The organism is Kitasatospora sp. NPDC088351 (assembly GCF_040685575.1).
GTDB lineage: Bacteria > Actinomycetota > Actinomycetes > Streptomycetales > Streptomycetaceae > Kitasatospora.
Map to the genome: position 1 here is coordinate 16,318 of NZ_JBFBIL010000072.1, position 18,780 is coordinate 35,097.

At 70.8% G+C, this 18,780-nt stretch carries 16 protein-coding genes; 7 read left to right on the plus strand and 9 right to left on the minus strand.

The window, feature by feature from the left end; translation table 11 throughout:
* Positions 1 to 5 precede the first annotated feature (5 nt).
* Positions 6 to 971 (minus strand): MBL fold metallo-hydrolase, encoded by a 966-nt coding sequence (locus tag AB0P06_RS32535; RefSeq protein ID WP_363613773.1) that lies wholly within the window; start codon positions 969 to 971, stop codon positions 6 to 8.
* 139 nt (positions 972 to 1,110) lie between these two features.
* Complete coding sequence (locus tag AB0P06_RS32540; protein ID WP_363613775.1) at positions 1,111 to 1,872, minus strand: polyprenol monophosphomannose synthase; 762 nt, start codon at positions 1,870 to 1,872, stop codon at positions 1,111 to 1,113.
* A 307-nt stretch (positions 1,873 to 2,179) separates the two neighbouring features.
* Here AB0P06_RS32540 and manA point away from each other — a divergent pair, with 307 nt between their 5' ends.
* Entirely contained in the window at positions 2,180 to 3,379 is a 1,200-nt protein-coding gene (gene manA / locus AB0P06_RS32545) for a mannose-6-phosphate isomerase, class I (protein WP_363613777.1), read from the plus strand.
* 212 nt (positions 3,380 to 3,591) lie between these two features.
* Here the strand turns inward: manA and dnaB are convergent, their stop codons facing one another.
* The gene (gene dnaB, locus AB0P06_RS32550) at positions 3,592 to 5,202 is read right to left on the minus strand and encodes a replicative DNA helicase (protein ID WP_363613779.1); all 1,611 of its coding nucleotides are present in this window, start codon (positions 5,200 to 5,202) and stop codon (positions 3,592 to 3,594) included.
* A gap of 454 nt (positions 5,203 to 5,656) precedes the next feature.
* Between dnaB and AB0P06_RS32555 the strand changes: the two genes are divergently transcribed.
* The gene (locus AB0P06_RS32555) at positions 5,657 to 6,985 is read left to right on the plus strand and encodes an MATE family efflux transporter (protein WP_363613781.1); all 1,329 of its coding nucleotides are present in this window, start codon (positions 5,657 to 5,659) and stop codon (positions 6,983 to 6,985) included.
* Between the two features lie 106 nt (positions 6,986 to 7,091).
* Here AB0P06_RS32555 and rplI read toward each other — a convergent pair whose 3' ends face one another.
* The 4 genes from rplI to rpsF all read right to left on the minus strand — a co-directional run bounded on the left by rplI (position 7,092) and on the right by rpsF (position 8,864).
* Complete coding sequence (gene rplI, locus AB0P06_RS32560) at positions 7,092 to 7,538, minus strand: 50S ribosomal protein L9 (protein ID WP_363613783.1); 447 nt, start codon at positions 7,536 to 7,538, stop codon at positions 7,092 to 7,094.
* Positions 7,539 to 7,555: 17 nt separating this feature from the next.
* Positions 7,556 to 7,792 (minus strand): 30S ribosomal protein S18, encoded by a 237-nt coding sequence (gene rpsR / locus AB0P06_RS32565; RefSeq protein ID WP_030304537.1) that lies wholly within the window; start codon positions 7,790 to 7,792, stop codon positions 7,556 to 7,558.
* Positions 7,793 to 7,871: 79 nt separating this feature from the next.
* The gene (locus AB0P06_RS32570) at positions 7,872 to 8,477 is read right to left on the minus strand and encodes a single-stranded DNA-binding protein (protein WP_363613785.1); all 606 of its coding nucleotides are present in this window, start codon (positions 8,475 to 8,477) and stop codon (positions 7,872 to 7,874) included.
* A 96-nt stretch (positions 8,478 to 8,573) separates the two neighbouring features.
* Positions 8,574 to 8,864 (minus strand): 30S ribosomal protein S6, encoded by a 291-nt coding sequence (gene rpsF, locus AB0P06_RS32575; protein ID WP_329488774.1) that lies wholly within the window; start codon positions 8,862 to 8,864, stop codon positions 8,574 to 8,576.
* Between the two features lie 301 nt (positions 8,865 to 9,165).
* Here rpsF and AB0P06_RS32580 point away from each other — a divergent pair, with 301 nt between their 5' ends.
* From AB0P06_RS32580 to AB0P06_RS32590, 3 genes are all read left to right on the plus strand, one after another.
* Entirely contained in the window at positions 9,166 to 9,465 is a 300-nt protein-coding gene (locus AB0P06_RS32580) for a hypothetical protein (RefSeq protein ID WP_363613789.1), read from the plus strand.
* A 199-nt stretch (positions 9,466 to 9,664) separates the two neighbouring features.
* Positions 9,665 to 10,783 (plus strand): peptidoglycan bridge formation glycyltransferase FemA/FemB family protein, encoded by a 1,119-nt coding sequence (locus tag AB0P06_RS32585; RefSeq protein WP_363613791.1) that lies wholly within the window; start codon positions 9,665 to 9,667, stop codon positions 10,781 to 10,783.
* 46 nt (positions 10,784 to 10,829) lie between these two features.
* On the plus strand, positions 10,830 to 11,864 hold the full coding sequence (locus tag AB0P06_RS32590) for an alanine racemase (RefSeq protein ID WP_363613793.1): 1,035 nt from the start codon (positions 10,830 to 10,832) through the stop codon (positions 11,862 to 11,864).
* 54 nt (positions 11,865 to 11,918) lie between these two features.
* Here AB0P06_RS32590 and AB0P06_RS32595 read toward each other — a convergent pair whose 3' ends face one another.
* Positions 11,919 to 13,553, minus strand: a complete 1,635-nt coding sequence (locus AB0P06_RS32595) for a glycosyltransferase 87 family protein (protein ID WP_363613795.1) — start codon at positions 13,551 to 13,553, stop codon at positions 11,919 to 11,921.
* A gap of 163 nt (positions 13,554 to 13,716) precedes the next feature.
* Positions 13,717 to 16,233, minus strand: coding sequence for a transglycosylase domain-containing protein (locus AB0P06_RS32600; protein WP_363613797.1), 2,517 nt, complete (start codon positions 16,231 to 16,233; stop codon positions 13,717 to 13,719).
* Between the two features lie 509 nt (positions 16,234 to 16,742).
* Here AB0P06_RS32600 and AB0P06_RS32605 point away from each other — a divergent pair.
* Together AB0P06_RS32605 and AB0P06_RS32610 are read left to right on the plus strand one after the other, a co-directional pair.
* Complete coding sequence (locus AB0P06_RS32605) at positions 16,743 to 17,444, plus strand: PadR family transcriptional regulator (protein WP_363613799.1); 702 nt, start codon at positions 16,743 to 16,745, stop codon at positions 17,442 to 17,444.
* A gap of 126 nt (positions 17,445 to 17,570) precedes the next feature.
* Entirely contained in the window at positions 17,571 to 18,653 is a 1,083-nt protein-coding gene (locus AB0P06_RS32610; RefSeq protein ID WP_363613801.1) for an inositol-3-phosphate synthase, read from the plus strand.
* Positions 18,654 to 18,780 lie beyond the last annotated feature (127 nt).

An 18,780-nucleotide genomic window follows, 5' to 3' on the forward strand; every position in this document is an offset into this window, starting at 1 on the left:
CCGCCCTAGTCGGCCGGCTCTTCCGCTCCCCCCGGGGCGTCCGCCGCCGGCTCCTCCCCCGCCGGGTCCGCCGGGGCGCCCGCCCGGGCCGTGTTGGCGGCGGCGCTCAGCTCCAGGATGGCCGGCAGGGTCAGCTCCCCGTACCGCTCGCTCATCGCGCCGACCAGCGCCTCCGGGTCGTCCGGGTGCTCGGCCAGCAGCCGGTCGAAGTCCTGCAGGTACTCACCGGTGAAGGCGAGCACCCGGGCCGCCTCGTCGCCCTGTTCGGGCGCCCGGTGGCCGGCGATCACCCGCTCCGCGCCGAGTCCGGCGATCCGCCCGAGGTTGCCCGCCCACGCGGTCCGCTGCCCGGGGGTGGTGTCGGCGGTCCAGACATGGGTGCCGTTGTAGACGAAGTCCCCGGCGATCACCGTCCGGATGCTGGGGACGTGGACCACCGTGGAGGCGCCGCAGTCGCCCTGGCCGAGCAGCAGCACCGGGATCACCTGGCGGTCGATCATCAGCGGCTGGGGCAGCAGCGGGGCGGGCACCAGCGGATGGTCGGGGATGTCGTCGCCGTACACCGGCTTCCACTGGGCGACCTTGGCGGCGGCGGTGCGCAGGATGCCGTCCACCACCGGCGGCGCGGCCAGCAGCTGCGCCTCGGGGAAGAGCCGCAGCACCTCCTCGGCGCCGAAGTAGTGGTCGGGGTGCTGGTGGGTGATCACGATGGCGAGCAGCCGGCGGCCCTTGCCGGCCACCCACTCGGCGAGCTCCCGGCCCGCGCTGCGGGTCAGCTGGGCGTCCACCAGGATCGCCGTGCGCTCACCGAGGATCAGTGTGGAGGTGGCGAAGAAGGCCGACTCGGGGCCGGTGAAGACGGCGGTCTCCAGGGGCCGGACGGGCGGGGCCGGCACGGCGCCCGCGGCCTCGGCAGCCTCCGCGTCCGCACGCTCCGCGCCGGCGCTCTCCTCGGGCGGGGACGACGTCACTGGCTGCTCCCTCTGGTCGGCGGTCGGATTCCCTGCGCCCTACAGCATGGGAGTACGACCCGCCGAATGCGCGGAAGGCGCGCCCGGCGGGGCGCGCCTTCCCGACTGCTCGTACGGAGCGGTCAGCCCCTGCCGGTGCTCAGCGCCGGCCGGCGGTCAGCCGGGCCATCCGGTCGGCGACACCCCAGGAGGTGACGCGCCAGAGTGCCTCGATCACGATGCCGCGGCTCATCTTGGAGGCGCCCAGCTCGCGCTCGACGAAGGTGATCGGGACCTCGGCCACCTTGAAGCCGGCCTTCACCGTCCGCCAGGCCAGGTCGACCTGGAAGCAGTACCCGGCCGAGGCGACCTCGTCCATCCCCAGACCGAGCAGCGTCTCCTTGCGGAACGCCCGGTAGCCGCCGGTGACGTCCCGGATCGGCACCCCCAGCATCAGCCGCGAGTAGGTCGAGCCGCCGCGCGAGAGCAGCAGCCGTGACTTCGGCCAGTTCACCACCCGGCCGCCCGGCACCCAGCGCGAGCCCAGCACCAGGTCGGCGCCGCGCAGCGCGCCCAGCAGCCGGTCCAGCTCCTCGGGCTGGTGCGAGCCGTCCGCGTCCATCTCGACCAGGACGTCGTAGCCCTGGTCGATGCCCCAGCGGAAGCCCGCCAGGTAGGCGGCGCCCAGGCCTTCCTTGCCCTTGCGGTGCAGGACGTGCACGTGCGGGTCGTCGGCGGCCAGCTTGTCGGCCAGCTCCCCGGTGCCGTCCGGGCTGTTGTCGTCGGCCACCAGGACATGTGCCTCGGGCACGGAGGCCCGGACCCGTCCGACGATCCGCTCGACGTTCTCCGCCTCGTTGAACGTCGGAATGATCACCAGCACCCTGCCGAGATCAGCAAAACTCTGCTGGTTCACGGTCACGTACAAACCTCTCGGCCGGTGGCGGGGACCAGTCACCGTTGCCCGCACTCTGAAACGCAGCCCCGGTCGGCATCCCGCCGACGTGGCAACCACGGTGGAAACCACTGCGTCCTGGCATCCTACTACCGCGTCTCCCGACCACCGGTACGACTGCGGCACTCCCCGGGTACGCCCGTCGTTTCCCTGCTGACGGCACCGGTCGGCTAGGGTCGATGCCCAGCCTTTGCCCGGACCGCCCGCAACGCCGGGGCCGTCTCCCGGCGATCCGGCACACCCGCCACAGCAGCAGAGGAGCAGGACCGCGCGCATGGACAGGCTCGTCAACACTGTCCGCCCGTACGCCTGGGGGTCGGTCACCGCAATCCCCGCGCTGCTCGGACGGGAACCCACCGGCGAACCGCAGGCCGAGCTGTGGATGGGCGCCCACCCCGGCGCCCCCTCCCGCGCCGACCGGGGCGACGGACCCCGCCGGCTCGACGAGTTGATCGCCGCCGATCCCGAGGGCGAGCTGGGTGCGGCCACCGTCGCCCGGTTCGGCCCCACGCTGCCGTTCCTGTTCAAGGTCCTCGCCGCCGGTATCCCGCTCTCCATCCAGGCCCACCCCACCCTCGACCAGGCCCGGGCCGGGTTCGCCGCGGAGAACGCCCTCGGCCTCCCGCCGGACGCCCCGGAACGCAACTACCGCGACGCCAACCACAAGCCCGAACTCATCTGCGCGCTCGACGAGTTCGACGGCCTCTGCGGCTTCCGCCCGCCGGCCGGGGCGGCCGCCCTGCTGGCCGGGCTGAAGGTGCCCGCGCTCGACCCGCTGATCGCCCTGCTGCGCACCGGCACCGAGTCCGAGGCGCTGCGCCGGACCCTGGCCGCCGTCCTCACCATGGCCGACGCCGACGCGGCCGCCGCCGTCCGGGACACCGCCGAGGCCGTGGACAAGGCGGCCGCCGACGACCCCGCCGGGCCGTACGCGCCGTACACCCGGATCGCCCGCGACTTCCCCGGCGACCGCGGCCTGATCGCCGGCCTGCTGCTCAACCACATCCGGCTCCGCGCGGGCCAGGCGCTCTACCTCGGCGCGGGCGTTCCGCACGCCTATCTGCACGGCATCTGCGTCGAGTTGATGGCCAACTCCGACAATGTGCTGCGGGCCGGGCTCACCCCCAAGCACATCGACGTCCCCGAGCTGCTGAAGGTGGTCGGCTTCACCGCCGGCGCCCCCGAGGTGCTGCGGCCGGAACCGGTCGCCGGCACCCCCGGCGAGGAGCTGTACCCCGTCCCGATCGACGAGTTCCGGCTCTCCCGCTTCGTCCTGGACGGCCGGGACCGGCTGGTCGACGGCCGTACCCCGCAGATCCTGCTCTGCACCGCCGGCACCGCCCGGCTGACCGCCGCCGACGGCACCGCGCTGGACCTGACCCGCGGCGGGTCGGTCTTCCTGCCCGCCGCCGGCACCGGCACCGTGCTGTCCGGCGCCGGCGCGACGGTCTTCCGCGCCACCGTCACGCTCTGAAGCGCTCCGGGCCACTCCCGGATCCGCAGGCCCGCGACGGCTTGCAGGGCCCGGTTTCCCGGGCCGGCGCCGCCGGACGTGCGGCAGCCACCGTGTCGTCGGTCCAGATCATCGGGGGGCGGTTCCGTCCGGGTGCGGCGACGGGTTCCTCGCCGGGCGTAAACGGTCGGCGAGGGAACATGCCGGCGTACCGGGACCTGCACGGGTCTCCGTCAGTCCCTCGTCATGTCGACGAAGCGCGAGTAATGCCCCTGGAAGGCAACGGTGATGGTGGCGGTCGGGCCGTTTCGGTGCTTGGCGACGATCAGGTCGGCCTCGCCCGCGCGCGGGGACTCCTTCTCGTAGGCGTCCTCGCGGTGGAGCAGGATGACCATGTCGGCGTCCTGCTCGATCGAGCCGGATTCACGCAGGTCGGAGACCATCGGCCGCTTGTCGGTGCGCTGTTCGGGACCACGGTTCAGCTGGGAGAGCGCGATCACCGGCACCTCCAGCTCCTTGGCCAGCAGCTTCAGGTTTCGCGACATGTCCGAGACCTCCTGCTGGCGGTTCTCGGCCCGGCGCGAGCCACCGGACTGCATCAGCTGGAGGTAGTCGATGACCACCAGCCTGATGTCGTTGCGCTGCTTGAGCCGACGGCACTTGGCGCGGATCTCCATCATCGACAGGTTCGGCGAGTCGTCGATGAACAGCGGCGCCTCGCTGACGTCCGGCATCCGGCGGGCGACCCTGGTCCAGTCGTCGTCCGTCATGTTGCCGGAGCGCATGTGGTGCAGCGCCACCCGTGCTTCGGCCGAGAGCAGACGCATGGCGATCTCGTTGCGTCCCATTTCGAGCGAGAAGATCACGCTCGGCAGCTTGTTCTGGATCGAGCAGGCCCGGGCGAAGTCCAGTGCCAGGGTGGACTTACCCATGGCCGGGCGGGCCGCGATGACGATCATCTGCCCGGGGTGCAGGCCGTTGGTCAGCTGGTCGAAGTCGGCGAAGCCGGTCGGCACACCGGACATCTGGCCGTTGCGGGAGCCGATCGCCTCGATCTCGTCGAGGGCGCCCTCCATGATGTCGGAGAGCGGCGCGTAGTCCTCGTTGGTGCGCTGCTCGGTGACGGCGTAGATCTCCGCCTGGGCGGCGTTGACGATCTCGTCGACGTCGCCCTCGGCGGCGTAGCCCATGCCGGCGATCCGGGTACCGGCCTCGACCAGGCGGCGCAGCACCGCGCGCTCGTGGACGATCTCCGCGTAGTACTCGGCGTTGGCGGCGGTCGGAACGGAGTTGACCAGGGTGTGCAGATAGCCCGGGCCGCCGACCCGGGTCAGCTCGCCGCGCTTGGTCAGCTCGCCGGCCACGGTGATCGGGTCGGCCGGCTCGCCACGGGCGTAGAGGTCGAGGATCGCGCCGTGGATCAGCTCGTGCGCGGGCCGGTAGTAGTCGGCCGGCTTGAGCACCTCGACCACGTCGGCGATGGCGTCCTTGGAGAGCAGCATGCCGCCGAGGACGGACTGCTCGGCCGCGAGGTCCTGCGGGGGGACGCGCTCGAAGCCGTCCACGGCCTCGGAGCGCTCGCCCTCGTCCTGACGCTGCTTGCCGCCCTTCTGGAAGCCTCCGCCCGAGCCCTTGCCGCCCTGGAACCCGCCGCCCTTCTGGAAGCCGCCACCCTGGCCGCCGCCCTGGCCGTTGCCCCGACCGCGGGAGACCGGGAGCCGGTCGCCGGGGCCGTCCGGGAAGGGCGTGTCGGCGAAGGCACCGGCCGGGAAAGGGTCGTCAGCGGTCTGCCAGTCATCCTCCGGCGGCGGGGCGTCGTGGTCGTCGTACTGGGGGCCGGTCACGCGTGTTCCCCGATCAGCGAGTGGTGCGAGTTGGAGCGGGCCTTGCCGGTGGCTGGGTGGAGCGGAGCCGCGTCCCTCTTTCTACGCCACCGGGCCGACATATCGGACGCCGGGGCGGATGGGAGTGTCGGCCGGGTGACCCACGCTAAGGCGCCGGGCTCCGTTCAGCCAAGGTGGTTATCCACAGGGGGTGTGGACGACGGGCCCCAGGCTGTGGAGAAGTGCCGCAAACCTGTGGACGCCCCTGTGGAAAGGTCTGTGGATAACCAGACAATCCATCCACCGTCAACCCGCTGACCTGGGAGTACCTCACCCCGGGGCTGTGCATGAGAAATTCTTCACACACGGCCGGGTGGCCATGGACACACACCGGCCCGACGCGGTCGCTCAAGATTTCGAGTAATAGGCCAAACCCACTGGCAGTCATTACCTGTGGATGAGTAGCCTTGGGCGCATGACCGCCCCCACCACCGACCGCCGCCGGCACGACCGGGAGATCCTCGCTCTCGCGGTCCCGGCCTTCGGCGCCCTGGTCGCCGAGCCGCTCTTCCTGATGGCCGACTCGGCGATCGTGGGCCACCTCGGCACCCCGCAGCTGGCCGGTGTCGGCGTCGCCTCGGCCGCGCTCACCACCGCCACCGGGGTGTTCGTCTTCCTCGCCTACGCCACCACCGCGGCGGTCGCCCGCCGGATCGGCGCCGGGGACCGCCGGGCCGCCGTCCAGCAGGGCATCGACGGAATCTGGCTCGCCCTGGCACTCTCCGTGGGCGTGGTCGCCCTGACCCTGCTGCTGGCACCCTGGGTGGCCGATGTCCTGGGCGCCTCGGACACCGCGGCGCCCCATGCCGTCACGTATCTGCGCATCAGCGCGCTGGGCATCCCGGCGATGCTGATGGTGATGGCCGCCACCGGCGTGCTGCGCGGACTCCAGGACACCCGGACGCCACTGCTGGTGGCGGTCGCGGGCTTCGCCGCCAACCTCGGCCTGAACATCGGCCTGGTGTACGGCGCCGGGCTCGGCGTGGCCGGCTCGGCCTGGGGCACGGTGCTCGCGCAGACCGGGATGGCCGCCGTCTACCTGGTCGTGGTGGTGCGCGGGGCCCGTCGGGAGCAGGCCTCGCTGCGACCGGACGCGACCGGGATCCGGGCCTGCGCCCGGGCCGGCGGTCCGCTGATGGTCCGCACCCTGAGCCTGCGCGCGGTCCTGATGATCGCCACCGCGGTGGCCGCCCGGCTGGGCGACGACGAGGTGGCCGCGCACCAGATCGCCATGACGCTGTTCAGCTTCCTGGCCTTCGCGCTGGACGCGATCGCGATCGCCGGCCAGGCCATCATCGGGCGCTACCTGGGCGCCGAGGACGTACCGGGGGCGAAGGCGGCCACCCGGCGGATGGTCGAGTGGGGCGTCGGCTCCGGTCTGGTGCTCGGCCTGCTGCTGGTGGCGGCCCGGCCGCTGTACGTCCCGCTGTTCACCCCCGACCCGGCGGTGCAGGCCCAGCTGAACACCGTCCTGCTGCTGCTCGCGCTCTGCCAGCCGGTCTCCGGTCTGGTCTTCGTCCTGGACGGGGTGCTGATGGGCGCAGGGGACGGCCCGTACCTGGCCTGGGCGATGCTCGCCACCCTGGCGGTCTTCGCACCGGCGGCCCTGGCCGTACCGGCGCTCGGCGCCGGGCTGGCCGGGCTCTGGTGGGCGATGAACCTGTTCATGCTGGTCCGCGGGGTCTTCCTGGGCCGGCGCGCCCGCGGCGGCAAGTGGCTGGTCACCGGCGCCGTCCGGGCCTGAGCCGAACGGCGCCGGCCCGCGTCCGGCCGGACCAGGCCCGGAAACGACCGAGGGCCGGTCTCCCCCGGAACGGAGGAGACCGGCCCTCGGGCCACTGCTACGGAACTCAGGCAGCGACGACGGCGACGTCGAGGTTGGCCTGGACGTCGGCGTGCAGCTTGACCGAGACCTTGTGGGTGCCCACGGTCTTGATCGGCGAAGCGATCGCGACGGCGCGCTTGTCCACGGCCGGGCCGCCGGCGGCCTTGATGGCCTCGACGACGTCGGACTGGGTCACCGAGCCGAACAGACGGCCGGCCTCGCCCGAACGAACGGCCAGCTTGACCTGGACGCCCTCGAGCTTGCCCTTGACCTCGTTGGCGGCCTCGAGGGTCTGGATCTCGTGGATCTTGCGGGCGCGACGGATCGCGTCGACGTCCTTCTGGCCGCCCTTGGTCCAGCGGATGGCGTAGCCACGCGGGACCAGGTAGTTGCGGCCGTAGCCGTCCTTGACCTCGACGACCTCGCCGGCGGAGCCGAGACCCGGCACCTCGTGCGTGAGGATGATCTTCATTACTTGGTCACCCTCTCTTAGCGCGCGGTGCTGGTGTAGGGCAGCAGCGCCATCTCACGGCTGTTCTTCACGGCCGTGGCGACGTCACGCTGGTGCTGGGTGCAGTTGCCGGTGACCCGGCGGGCACGGATCTTGCCGCGGTCGGAGATGAACTTCCGCAGCAGGTTCGTGTCCTTGTAGTCAACGTAGTTGACCTTGTCCTTGCAGAAGACGCAAACCTTCTTCTTCGGCTTGCGAGCAGGCGGCTTCGCCATTGTGTGCTCCATTTGGGGTTCACGGCCCGGCGGGCGTCTCTCGACGCCCGTGGCCGGGCCGCACGAAATCTGTCAGCTCTTAGAACGGGGGCTCTTCCGAGAAGCCGCCACCGGACGGGGCTCCCCAGCTGCCGCCACCCTGGTTGCCACCAGAGGGAGCGCTGGACGCCCACGGGTCGTCGGACGGGCCGGACTGGCCGCCGCCGGAGTTTCCACCCCAGCCGCCGCCGCCCTGCTGGCCGCCACCGCCGCCCCAGTTGCCGCCCTGGCCGCCGCCCTGCTGGCCGCCGCCGAAGCCGCCGCCACCGGGGGCACCGGACCGGTTGGCCCGGGTGACCTTCGCGGTCGCCGAACGCAGGCTCGGGCCGACCTCGTCGACCTCGACCTCGAAGACCGTCCGCTTCTCGCCTTCCTTGGTCTCGTAAGACCGCTGGCGCAGCCGGCCCTGCACGATGACCCGCATGCCGCGCTGAAGCGACTCGGCCACGTTCTCCGCCGGCTGCCGCCAGACGTTGCACGTGAGGAAGAGGCTCTCGCCGTCCTTCCACTCGTTCGTCTGACGGTCAAAGGTGCGGGGGGTGGACGCGATGCGGAACTTCGCGACCGCCGCACCCGACGGGGTGAAGCGCAGCTCGGGGTCGTCGACGAGATTGCCGACGAGGGTGATGACGGTCTCGCCTGCCATGGTGGTGATGACCTCTCGGGAAGATGTCCGTTCACCGCTGTTTCACGTGAAACAGCGGTCGCGAGCTACCCGAGACCCGAAGGCCTCAGAGGTGGCTCAGTGGGTGTCCGGGCGCAGGACCTTGGTCCGCAGAACCGACTCGCTCAGGCCAAGCTGGCGGTCGAGCTCCTTGACGACCTCAGGCGTGGCCTTCAGGTCGATGACCGAGTAGATGCCCTCGGACTGCTTGTTGATCTCGTAAGCCAGACGGCGGCGACCCCAGGTGTCGACCTTCTCCACCTTGCCGCCGCCATTGCGGACGACGGTGAGGAAGTTCTCGATCAGGGGGGAGACAGCGCGCTCCTCAACCGAGGGGTCGAGGATGACCATCAGCTCGTAGTGACGCATGTGTAACCCACCTCCTTTGGACTCAGCGGCCACGGTCTCTCCGTGGCAGGAGGGTTGTGCAGCGTCGGCACCGGTGTGGTGACGACACCGGCCCACCGTAGCGGCCGGGTCGGACAATCGGGCCCCACCGACCCGGAAGAGGGTGCAAGAGGGGCACAACTACACCAGTGCAGACGGCACAGCCTACCCGCACCCGGACGGCCGAACAAAATGCATAGGGGTTGTGATCCATGCCCAATCCCCGCAATCTGGACGGAACGGGTTTCCTGCCCGTTCGTCTCCCCGCCAGGAGGTGGGATTCATGGCTCTGTCCTTTCACCGGCTCCCCGCCCTCACCCTGAACACCGACGGCCACCGGCACCCCCGCGAGAACACCCTGGTCAGCGTCACCGCCCTGCTGGGCGTGCTGGCCTTCGCCACCTCGTTCTTCCACGATCTGCACCTGGTGAGTTCCTGGAGCGGGCTCTTCGGGATCATCACCGGCTTCTGGGGACAGTTCATCTCCGTCACCACGGCCGAGCGGTTCGTCCTGATGATCGCGCTGGTCGCCTCCGCGGTCGGCTTCTACCTGGGCATCGCCCGCGGCGGGCTCTGGGGCTAGCCCGCGAGCTCCGGGGCCGGCCCGCCCCGTCCGTCCCGGCGGTTCCGGAACCCCCGGCGCCCCCGTCGCGTATCTGGAAGAGACAGGTATGCGCCGGGGGCGCCTGCGCGCCCGCAGCCGCAGGAGCCGGGATCCCGGACGATAAGGTCAGCCCGAGAACCTGGGCCCACCGCAGCCCGACCGACGAGGAGCACCGAGCATGAGCCTGCGCCTGAGGACGATCACCCGCGAGGAGCACCTCGCCTTCATCAGGAGCCGCGCCTCGGCGAGCCACATGCAGGTGCCGTCCTGGGGCGATGTGAAGGCCGAGTGGCGCTCGGAGTCGATCGGCTGGTTCGACGACTCCGGCCAGATCGTCGGCGCCGGCCTGGTGCTCTACCGGCAGCTGCCGAAGCTCAAGCGGTACCTGGCCTACCTGCCCGAGGGCCCGGTCATCGACTGGTTCGACCGCGATCTGGACCGCTGGCTGTCGCCGATGCTGGCGCACCTGAAGTCGCAGGGCGCGTTCTCGGTGAAGATGGGCCCGCCGGTGGTGATCCGCCGCTGGGACGCGCCGACCATCAAGGAGGCCATCGCCGGCAAGCAGGCCAAGCGCCTGCGCGACGTCGAGGCCGACTGGTACGAGGCGCGCGCCTTCGAGGTGGCCGACCGGCTGCGCAAGGCCGGCTGGCTGCAGGGCGAGGACGGCGGCGCCGGGTTCGGCGACGTCCAGCCGCGCTACGTCTTCCAGGTGCCACTGGCCAACCGCTCGCTGGACGACATCCAGAAGGGCTTCAACCAGCTCTGGCGCCGCAACATCAAGAAGGCCGAGAAGAGCGGCGTCGAGGTGTTCCAGGGCGGCTACGACGAGCTGCCGATCTTCCACCAGCTGTACCTGGTGACCGCCGAGCGCGACCGCTTCACCCCGCGCCCGCTGTCGTACTTCCAGCGGATGTGGAAGGCCCTCACCGCCGAGGACCCGAACCGGATGCGGCTCTACATCGCCTACCACGACGGCGAGCCGCTCGCCGCGACCACGATGCTGGTGGTCGGCGAGCACGTCTGGTACTCCTACGGCGCCTCGGCCAACCACAAGCGCGAGGTCAAGCCGTCCAACGCCATCCAGTGGCGGATGATGCGCGACTCGTACGCGCTCGGCGGCGGCGTCTACGACCTGCGCGGCATCAGTGACACGCTGGACGAGAACGACCACCTGTTCGGCCTGATCCAGTTCAAGGTCGGCACCGGCGGCCAGGCCGCCGAGTACCTCGGCGAGTGGGACTTCCCGCTCAACAAGCTGCTGCACAAGGCGCTCGACCTCTACATGTCGAGGCGCTGAGCCGCATCCGCTCCGCCGTGCCCAACACCCCCTGGGAGATGACCCGATGACGCTGTCGCTCTACCTCGACACCGACCGCTGGCGGACCCATCAGCGGTCCGTCCTGGCCGAGTTCCCCGGCCTGGTTCCGGTGGCGAAGGGCAACGGCTACGGCCTGGGCAACCACCGGCTCGCCGAGGAGGCGACGCTGCTCGGCACCGGTGTGCTGGCCGTCGGGACCGCGTACGAGGCGGCCGACGCCGCCGACTGGTACGGCGGCGAGCTGCTGGTGCTCACCCCGTACCGGGTCGGCGAGGAGGTGCTCCCGCTGCCGCACGCCCGGGTGATCCGGACGGTCGCCAACCTGGGCGCGCTGCGCGCGCTGCACGGCGCCCGGGTGGTGGTGGAGTGCATGACCACCATGCGCCGCCACGGGGTGAGCGCGGCCGACCTCACGGCGGTCGCCGCCGAACTGGACGGCGTCTCCTTCGAGGGCCTGGCGCTGCACCTGCCGATGGACCGGCCGGACGGCAGCAATCCGGTCGACGAGGTGGCGTACTGGGTGGACACCGCCCGGGCGGCCGGCGTGCCGGTGCACACCGTGTTCGTCAGCCACCTCGGCGCGGCGGGCATGGAGCAGCTGGCCCAGCGCTACCCGGACACCGTCTTCCGGGCCCGGATCGGCACCCGGCTCTGGCTGGGCGACCACGACGCGCTGGAGGTCCGGGCGACGGTCCTGGACGTCACCCCGGTCGTCAAGGGCGACCGCTACGGCTACCGCCAGCACCCGGCGCCGACCGACGGCCACCTGCTGGTGGTCGCCGGCGGCACCGCGCACGGCATCGGCCTGGAGGCGCCGAAGTACGTGCAGGGCATGTCCTCCCGGGCCAAGGGCATCGCCCGGGCCGGCCTGGCGACCGTCAACAAGACCAAGTCGCCGTACAACTGGTCCGGCAAGCAGCTCTGGTTCGCCGAGCCGCCGCACATGCAGGTCTCGCTGCTGTTCCTGGACGGCGAGACCAAGCCGCCGGCCGTCGGCGACGAGCTCGGCCTCCAGGTCCGCCACACCACCACGCACTTCGACCGCGTGGTCGACCGGTAGGGCGCGACGGACCGTGGCGCAGGACGGACGGCAGGGCGCCGGGCCGGCCGGCCGCTACTGCGGCCTGCCGCTCTCGGCCGGCTCCGGCTCCTTGAGCCACTCCTCGGGGCCGGCCGGCGCGTACGCGGCGTAGGTCTCCTCCTCGCGCAGCCGCCGGGCGGCGCCGAGGACGAAGACGTCCGGGGCCTGGTCGAGCACCCCGCCGGACGGGTCGTCGCTGCCGTCCCAGCGCACCGGGTCGGACTCCGGCTGCAGGACGTCGCGGATCACCATGCCGCACAGGTAGAGCGTGCCCAGCAGGTGCAGGACGATCGCGAAGTGGTACCAGGACTCGTTGATCCCGTGCTGCTTGGGCCCGGTGACGAAGCCCAGGTGGGACCAGATGCCCAGGGTGTAGAGCACCTCGCAGGACTGCCAGATCAGGAAGTCCCGCCAGCGCGGCCGGGCCAGCACCGCGAGCGGGAGCAGCCAGAGCACGTACTGCGGTGAGTACACCTTGTTGACCAGGACGAACGCGGCCACCACCAGAAAGGCCAGCTGGGCGAAGCGCGGGCGGCGGGGCGCCGAGAAGGCGAGCCACCCTATCCCCAGACAGCTGAGCACCATCAGCACCGCGATGAAGGTGTCGAGGTTCTCCAGGGCCACGCCCCGGCCCTGCATCAGGATCAGCCAGAAGGAGCCGTAGTCCTCCTTGCGGTGCTTGCTGAAGACGTAGAAGGTCGACCAGCCCTGCCAGTTGGCGATCATGATCGGCAGGTCGACCAGCACCCAGGCGGCGACCGCGCCGCCCAGCACCGCCCGGAAGTCGCGCCAGCGGCCGGCCCGCCAGCAGAGCACCAGCAGCGGGCCGAGCAGCAGCAGCGGGTAGAGCTTGGCGGCCGTGGCCAGGCCGATGAAGACGCCCGCCCAGACCGGGCGCGAGCCGGCCCACCAGGCCATCGCGACGGCGGCCAGCGCGACCGCCAGCAGGTCCCAGTTGACCGTGGAGTTCAGCAGCAGGCAGGGGGCGAGCGCGAACAGCAGGGCGTCCCAGGGGCGTCGGCGATGGGTGCGCGACAGCGCCACCACCGCGATCACCGCGCAGGCCATCAGCAGGCCCGCGTTGATCGCCCAGAACCACTGTTCCTGCTGCTGGCTGCTGCCGCCGCCGGGCGTCAGCCAGGCCGAGATCTGCATGAACAGGCCGGTCAGCACCGGGTATTCGAGGTACTGCAGATCACCGGAGGTGCCCGGGATCCGGTCCACGTACGGGTGCAGTCCGGCCGCGAAGCCGCGCCCGGAGAACAGGTGCGGGATGTCGCTGTAGCAGGCGTGGATGTACTGCGGCGAACCCGGCTGGAACCAGGCCTCGTTGTAGCAGGGCAGCTTCTGCACCATGCCGAGCGCCGAGACCACGATCACCAGCAGCGCCAGGAAGCGCGCCGGGATCCACCAGGAGACGCCCAGCAGGGCGCGCCGGCCGGGCGGGCCGCCGATCACCTCGCTGCCGGCCGCCGCCACCGGGTCCTCGTCCGCCGGGACGACCACGGTGTTGGCCGGCGGGGCGGCCGGAGCCGACGGGGCCGCCACGGCGGGCCGGTCGCTCCGAGCGGCTGCCGCGGCCGCCGCGGCGGGGTCCGTCGGGGATGGCCCGGCGGCCTCTTCGGGCCCGGTCCGGCCGACGGTTTCGTCAGGAGCGCTCGACGTCATGCGGGACATCCTGCCGCACCTGTCCCGGCTGGACGAGGAGGCCCCCGCAACGGCCCGGCAGGCGCCCCGCCACGGCCGTGACGAATCGCGCCGAATACGGCGAAACGGCGGTGGCGGCCCTCCGGAGAGGGCCGCCACCGCCGTTGATCACACCGTCAGCCTGCTAGGGAATCGGATTTCCCGATGTACCGCCGGTCGGCGTGGCCGAGGTGCTCGGCCTGCCGGACGGCTTGCCGCCGCCGGTGCCGCCGCCGTTGCCGCCACCCGGGTCCGTGGAGGTCGGGGTCGGCGTCGTACACCCGATGTTCCCGATGATGCAGGTCGGCGAGGCTCCGCCACCGCCGCCACCACCACCGGTCGGGTGCGTCCTGGTCGTCGTCGGGCTCGGCACCGTGCCCGGGCAGTCCACGCCGGGGACGCAGGCCGGGCCCTGGGTGGTGGTCGGCTGCGGCGGCAGCGGGACTCCCGGCTCCGGGGCGGTGGTCGGCACGGTCTCGGTCGACGAGGGAGAGGTCGTGGCGGTCGCGGTGCTCGGGGCGCCGGAGGAGTCCACCTGGCTGCCGATCGGCTGCGGGGCCGGGAAGTCCATCTTCTTCTCGCTGGCCAGGGCGGCCTTCATGTACCGGGTGAAGATGTCCGTCGGGGTGTCACCACCGTGCACCGAGTCCTTGCCGCCGGTTCCCTTGAGCGACAGCCGCTCGTGCTTGACCGGGTCCTCGCGCCACATCGCGACGCTGGTGGCCAGCTGCGGGGTGTAGCCGACCCACCAGGCCGACTTGTTCTCGTCGGTGGTACCGGTCTTGCCGGCCACCGGGCGGCCGAGCGTGTTGGTCTTGGAACCGGTACCGTTCTTCGCCACGTTCACCAGCACGTCGGTGACGTTGTCCGCGACGGCCGTCTCCAGCGCCTGGTTCAGCGCGGGCTTGGCGAACCCGGGGCGCTCCCTGCCGCTCCACTCGACCTTGGTCACCGAGTAGGGGTCGGCCTCCTTGCCGCTGGCGGCGAGGGTCGCGTACGCCGTCGCCATCCGGATCGGACTGACGGTGGAGGTACCGAGCGCGAAGGTCGGGGTCTTGGGGTCGACGAAGCTCTCCTTGCGCACGCCCATCGCCTCCGCGATGTTGGCCACGTTCTGGCCGCCGACATCCTGGTTGAGCTGGACGAACGGAACGTTGTACGAATTCTGCATGGCCTGCCGCAGCGAAACGTAGCCGCGCTTGCCGGGGTCCTCGTTCCGCTGCCGGTACGGCTTGCCGTCGTCGCCGATCACCAGCGAGCCGTCCGGCTTGTGGATCTCGGACATGTCGTCGGAGAGGTAGCGGCTGTCCGCGTTGATCCGCTTCGGCTTGCCCTTGTCGTCGGTCTCGGTCTGCACCCCGATCTGCATCGCCGCGGCCAGCACGAACGGCTTGAAGGTCGAGCCGACCTGGACGCCCTTGGCGTCGGCGTTGTTGTCGAAGTGCTGGTTCTCCACACCGTCGCCGCCGTAGAGGGCGACGATCGCGCCGTTACCGGGCCGGACGGAGGCGGCGCCGAACTGGACCCACTTGTCCTGCTCGGGGCGCTTCTGCAGGTTGAGCGTCTCGCCCTTGACCTCGTCGACGGCCGCCTTCAGGGCGTCGACCTTGTCCTTCTCGAAGGTCGTGTAGATCTTCAGACCGCCCTTGTCGATCACCTGCTGGGTGATCTGGGGGTCCTTGCTCATGACGAACTTGTTGGCGGTGTCGACCAGGTAGCTGATCTCGCCGTTCATGTTGGCCGAGGGCTTGCGCGGGATCGGCTCGGGGAACGCGGTGCACTTGGCCCGTTCCTCGGCCGTGGCGTTCTTGGTGGTGACCATCCGCTCCAGGATCCACTTCCAGCGGCCCTCCGCGCGGTCGTGGTTGGCCGGGTTGGTGGGGTCGTACAGGGTGGCGCCCTTGAGCAGGCCGGCCAGCATGGCGCTCTGGCAGATGTCGAGGTCCTTGGCGTCGACCCCGTAGTACGCCTGGGCGGCGGCCTGGATGCCGGTGGCACCGCGACCGAACCAGCTGATGTTCAGATAGTCCCTCAGGATGTCGTTCTTCTCCATGTCCTGATTGACCTTCAGGGTGATGAAGAACTCCTTCGCCTTGCGGCTGAGGGTCTGCTCCTGGCTGAGGTAGGCGTTCTTGACGTACTGCTGGGTGATCGTCGAGGCGCCCTGGGTCTCGCCGCCGGTCGCCATGTTGTAGACGGCGCGGAGCATGCCCTTGGGGTCGATGCCGCTGTCGGTGCGGAAAGTCTCGTTCTCCGCCGCGATCACCGCGTTCTGCAGGGAGGGGCTGATCTCCGAGAGCTCGACGATCTGCCGGTTGGTCTCGCCCTTGCGGGTCATCTCCGTGCCGTCGGCCCAGTAGTAGATGTTGTTCTGGTCCTTGACCAGGTCGTGGATCTTCGGGATCTCGGTGTTGGCGTACGCGTACCAGACCCCGCCGACGCAGGTCGCGAAGACCACCAGGAAGCCGGTGAGCCACTGCTTCCAGGACGGCAGCCAGCGGCGGACGCCCTGCTTGCCGAAGCGCGGGTAGTCGATGAACCGCTTCTTGCCCGGCTTGCCGGGACCGCCGGGCTTTCCGCCCCGTCCGGCCGGCGGCTCTGCCGCGGCACCACCGCGCCTGCCGCCCTTCTGGGCGGCCTTGCGCAGCTCGGCACGGGTCATCCGGGGCTGCTGCGCGGTCTCCCTGACGCCCGGGGGGCGCCGCCGGCCGGAACCTTCCGGGCCGGGCTCATCGGGTCCGGCTCCGCTCGGGCGGCCGTTGCCGCCCGGGGGCTGCCCACCGCCGCCGTTCGGCGACCTCCGCCGTCGTTCGCTCATGTTTCCAGCTACTCCTCGCCAGGCGGTCGAGCCTGAAGGCAGGGTTCACGTCCGATGCCCGCAACCGCCCTGACCCCGGAGGTTGGTCCTCGTGCACACGCGACAGCGTACGCAGCCGAGATATACAACTAATCGGGCATCAGTTACGTATGACCGCAAAACGGCAGTAGATCATTACACGCCCGTTGCCAAGCCCGCCCGCGCGTCGCCTTGTGATCACATTCACGCGCGCCCCCCTTGCCCCTTCGGAGACCCCGGTTTACTGTTCTCGATATATCGAGCCGATACATCGGAGCGACATACCGCCGGACACGGCGGCCGGAAAACGGCCGGAGGGAAGGAGGACGACAGCAATGGGCAGGCGCTCAGGAGTGCTGGAGTTCGCCGTTCTCGGTCTGCTCCATGACGCCCCGATGCACGGGTACGAGCTGCGCAAGCGGCTCAACGTCCTCCTCGGAACGTTGCGCGCGTTCTCCTACGGAACGCTCTACCCCTGTCTGAAGAGCCTGGTGGCCCAGGGCTTCCTGGTCGAGGACAACCCGGACGTCGAGTACGTCCCGGCCACCGCGCTCAACGGCAAGCGGTCCAAGATCGTCTACCGGCTCTCCCCCGAGGGCAAGCAGCGGTTCGAGGAACTGCTCGCCGACTCCGGCCCCGACGCCTGGGAGGACGAGCACTTCGGCGTCCACTTCGCGTTCTTCGGCCAGACCGACCGCGCGGTACGGATGCGCGTCCTGGAGGGACGCCGCAGCCGGCTGGAGGAGCGCCTGGAGCGCATGCGCAACTCGCTCGCCCGGGCCCGGGAGCGGTTCGACGACTACACCGTCGAGCTGCAGCGACACGGACTGGAATCGGTGGAGCGCGAGGTCCGGTGGCTCAACGAGCTCATCGAGACCGAGCGGGCCAACCGCACCGGCCGGACCGGGCCGTCCACCGGCGGGCCGAACACCGCAGTATCCGAACAGACTTCGGACGGCCGTGGCCAGGAGGACGGGTCCTCGGACCCGCCCGGGCCACCGTACGACCGCCCGGGGCGCTCCGCCCAGGAGCGCTGACACCGCGTCAGCCCTGTGCCACGCGGCAGGAGTGGGCGCCTCGCGCCCGTCAAGCAGTCATCGAAGAAGCAGGACGAGTGCCGCCGAGCCCCGGCGGCTCTCATGAGATCACAGGGAGCAACCGGAATGGGTTCGGTTCGCGTAGCCATCGTGGGCGTGGGCAACTGCGCCGCGTCGCTGGTGCAGGGTGTCGAGTACTACAAGGACGCCGACCCGGCCGGCAGGGTCCCCGGGCTGATGCACGTCCAGTTCGGTGACTACCACGTCCGTGACGTGGAGTTCGTCGCCGCCTTCGACGTCGATGCCAAGAAGGTCGGCTTCGACCTGGCCGACGCCATCGGCAACAGCGAGAACAACACCATCAAGATCTGCGACGTGCCGCCCACCGGCGTCACCGTCCAGCGTGGTCACACCCTCGACGGCCTGGGCAAGTACTACCTGGAGACCATCGAGGAGTCCGACGAGACCCCGGTCGACGTCGTCCAGGTGCTCAAGGAGCAGCAGGTCGACGTCCTGGTCTGCTACCTGCCGGTCGGCTCCGAGGACGCGGCCAAGTTCTACGCCCAGTGCGCCATCGACGCCAAGGTCGCCTTCGTGAACGCCCTGCCGGTGTTCATCGCGGGCACCAAGGAGTGGGCGGACAAGTTCACCGAGGCCGGCGTGCCGATCGTCGGTGACGACATCAAGTCCCAGGTCGGCGCCACCATCACGCACCGCGTGATGGCCAAGCTGTTCGAGGACCGCGGTGTGATCCTCGAGCGCACCATGCAGCTGAACGTCGGCGGCAACATGGACTTCAAGAACATGCTCGAGCGTGAGCGCCTGGAGTCCAAGAAGATCTCCAAGACCCAGGCCGTCACCTCGCAGATCCGCGACCGCGAGATGGGCGCCAAGAACGTCCACATCGGCCCGTCGGACTACGTGGCCTGGCTGGACGACCGCAAGTGGGCCTACGTCCGCCTCGAGGGCCGCGCGTTCGGCGACGTCCCGCTGAACCTGGAGTACAAGCTCGAGGTCTGGGACTCCCCGAACTCCGCCGGCGTCATCATCGACGCCGTGCGCGCCGCGAAGATCGCCAAGGACCGCGGCATCGGCGGCCCGATCCTGTCGGCGTCCTCGTACTTCATGAAGTCCCCGCCGGTCCAGTACTTCGACGACGAGGCCCGCGAGAACGTCGAGAAGTTCATCCGCGGCGAGGTCGAGCGCTGACCGGCCTCCGGCGCCGCGGGGTTCACGCCCGCTGAGCACTTCACGCCCGCCTGGTGCCGGGGCCCTGGGCCCCGGCCCCACGCGACGGCGGGGCCCCCCCACCCTGGGGGGGGGCCCGGCGGGCGGT

Coding starts and splice junctions, on each gene's coding strand:
- AB0P06_RS32600 (WP_363613797.1), bottom strand. CDS start 16,233: ATGACCCGTGCCGAGCTGCGCAAGGCCGCCCAGAAGGGCGGCAGGCGC.
- AB0P06_RS32585 (WP_363613791.1), top strand. CDS start 9,665: ATGAGCCTGCGCCTGAGGACGATCACCCGCGAGGAGCACCTCGCCTTC.
- AB0P06_RS32555 (WP_363613781.1), top strand. CDS start 5,657: ATGACCGCCCCCACCACCGACCGCCGCCGGCACGACCGGGAGATCCTC.
- AB0P06_RS32570 (WP_363613785.1), bottom strand. CDS start 8,477: ATGGCAGGCGAGACCGTCATCACCCTCGTCGGCAATCTCGTCGACGAC.
- AB0P06_RS32610 (WP_363613801.1), top strand. CDS start 17,571: ATGGGTTCGGTTCGCGTAGCCATCGTGGGCGTGGGCAACTGCGCCGCG.
- AB0P06_RS32590 (WP_363613793.1), top strand. CDS start 10,830: ATGACGCTGTCGCTCTACCTCGACACCGACCGCTGGCGGACCCATCAG.
- AB0P06_RS32580 (WP_363613789.1), top strand. CDS start 9,166: ATGGCTCTGTCCTTTCACCGGCTCCCCGCCCTCACCCTGAACACCGAC.
- AB0P06_RS32595 (WP_363613795.1), bottom strand. CDS start 13,553: ATGACGTCGAGCGCTCCTGACGAAACCGTCGGCCGGACCGGGCCCGAA.
- rpsF (WP_329488774.1), bottom strand. CDS start 8,864: ATGCGTCACTACGAGCTGATGGTCATCCTCGACCCCTCGGTTGAGGAG.
- AB0P06_RS32605 (WP_363613799.1), top strand. CDS start 16,743: ATGGGCAGGCGCTCAGGAGTGCTGGAGTTCGCCGTTCTCGGTCTGCTC.
- rplI (WP_363613783.1), bottom strand. CDS start 7,538: ATGAAGATCATCCTCACGCACGAGGTGCCGGGTCTCGGCTCCGCCGGC.
- manA (WP_363613777.1), top strand. CDS start 2,180: ATGGACAGGCTCGTCAACACTGTCCGCCCGTACGCCTGGGGGTCGGTC.
- rpsR (WP_030304537.1), bottom strand. CDS start 7,792: ATGGCGAAGCCGCCTGCTCGCAAGCCGAAGAAGAAGGTTTGCGTCTTC.